Source organism: Lactobacillus kefiranofaciens (assembly GCF_900103655.1).
Classification (GTDB): domain Bacteria; phylum Bacillota; class Bacilli; order Lactobacillales; family Lactobacillaceae; genus Lactobacillus; species Lactobacillus kefiranofaciens.
The window spans coordinates 1-2,068 of the sequence record NZ_FMXC01000078.1 but is presented as its reverse complement, the minus strand read 5'-3'; the positions used below and the strand labels follow the sequence as shown (position 1 = coordinate 2,068).

Here is a 2,068-nt window from a genome sequence, read left to right as displayed (position 1 = left end):
TCTGGAGCGAAACAAAGTCGGTCTTTAATCTTTTTGTTCAAATGGAAGACATCCAAAAAGTGCTCATGTTTAGCGCAACGACCGACAATTTCATCTGCCCAAAACTAAACAAGAATTAATCGATTTAATTGAAGCTGGTATTTACTACTTCAATTACGTCGATCGAACTATACAAAGAAACGGCTCCACCGCGGTTGAATACCGCGGTGAAGCCGCTTAAGAAGTATCTGAAAATTATATTATTTTATCCGTCAACTTGACAGGGACTAGTACAGAGAAATCTGAGATGATTTCTTGCGACACGTTTTTATATTCTTGCATCCTTGATGTTGCTGAAATGGGGTATGGTTAAATCAGGCTTGTTTTAAAGATCCAGGGCATAAGCTCACTGGAAAAAAACTCGGATTAGCGCCGTTATGACGCCAAACTCGTCGTTTAATTCCCTAGTTAGGCTAATGCTCAGTCTTCTCCCATCTGATTCATGCCCGCTTGTGATACTGAGCATTGATAGAAATGCCATGCGAATGCTTTCTCGAACGTACTGAAACCTGTGCATATTACGCTCATGATTCCGATTATCGGAATCGTTGTTGCTTATCTAGCAGTTGCGCTAACTGACCACGAAATTCATCGCTATGATGTTGGATGTTCGTCAAGTCGTGACTCATTTGAACGGTGTAGTCAGCGACTTCGCCGTGTTCGCCTTGATCGAGTCCGAGTTCTTCCTCTTGTTCGTCAACGCGCATTCTGATGACTCGTTTCAATAGTACGATAATGACGATGCAAACGATGGTAGTAAAGCCAATGGTAAAGATCGTTGCTAATAGCTGTAATCCGAATAATTTAAAGCCGCCACCATAGAAAAGACCGTTTAGAGAAATTGAGTTATTAACGGCTTTGCTAGCGAATAGCCCAGTCATGATACTGCCGACCATGCCGGAAACACCGTGGCATCCAAAGGCATCGAGTGCATCATCGATACCTAAGCGTGGTTTGATGAACGTAATGAAGCCATAACTAGTTAATGTGGCGATAAGGCCAATCCAAAAGGCACCAGAAATGGTGACGTAGCCACAAGCAGGTGTAATCGCAACGAGACCACAAAGGGTACCGGTGCAGACACCGACTAGGGTTGGTTTGCCCTTGGTTAGCATATCAACGACCATCCACGTCATCATGGAAGTGGCGGTGGCAACGGTCGTGGTTAAGAAGGTTTGGATGGCGATGTCGTTCATGGCAAGCGCCGAACCGGCATTGAAACCGTACCAGCCGATCCATAAAATAGCGGTCCCCAGCAATACCCATAAGATGTTATAGTGCTGGGTCATATCCTTGCCATACTTGTGGCGGGCACCTAAGAATGCTGATAAGACTAAAGCGGTGATACCGGCATTGATGTGGACGACGGTACCACCAGCGAAATCGATGACGCCAAGTTTAGCTAATAAACCGTTATCCCAAACCATATGAACCATTGGATAGTAGATGAGGAGTGACCAGAAGATGATGAAGGTTAATAAGAATTTAAAACGGATACGGCCGACCACTGCGCCAACAAATAGTGCTGGCGTGATAATGGCAAACATCATTTGAAAGATGAGATATAAACCGTTGGGAATCTTTGTCGCGGTAAGCGCGGTCAAGTCCATACCATGTAACCAAGTGGCTTTGAGATTACCGACAAAGCCACCTAAATCACCGGAAAAAGATAGTGAATAACCGAATGCGAGCCATAACAAGATTGCTAAGCCACAAATCATGAAGACGGATAACATGGTGTTAACGACATTCCGTTCGGAAACTAAGCCACCGTAGAAAAATGCTAATCCGGGCGTCATGAATAATACCAATATACTAGATAACACTAAAAACGTTGAATTTGCAGCGTTCATACTCTCAACCCCTATCCATACCATTTGATATTAGAAATTATAACATTGATTATTGAGTGACGCACTCTTTTTTTGTGTTTAGTAAGTGTCAATATTTTTGCGGTAGTCCAAAAACCATTAGTCTGACCTTAATTTCTTAATATTTTATGTGGTTTAACATTCGATCTAATTTAGCT

Annotated in this window: 1 protein-coding gene; it reads right to left on the bottom strand. The window is 42.9% G+C overall.

The genetic code is table 11. From position 1 onward, the window contains the following. Positions 1-575 precede the first annotated feature (575 nt). Entirely contained in the window at positions 576-1,892 is a 1,317-nt protein-coding gene (locus tag BLP58_RS11700) for an ammonium transporter (protein WP_025084340.1), read from the bottom strand. Between the last annotated feature and the right edge of the window lie 176 nt (positions 1,893-2,068).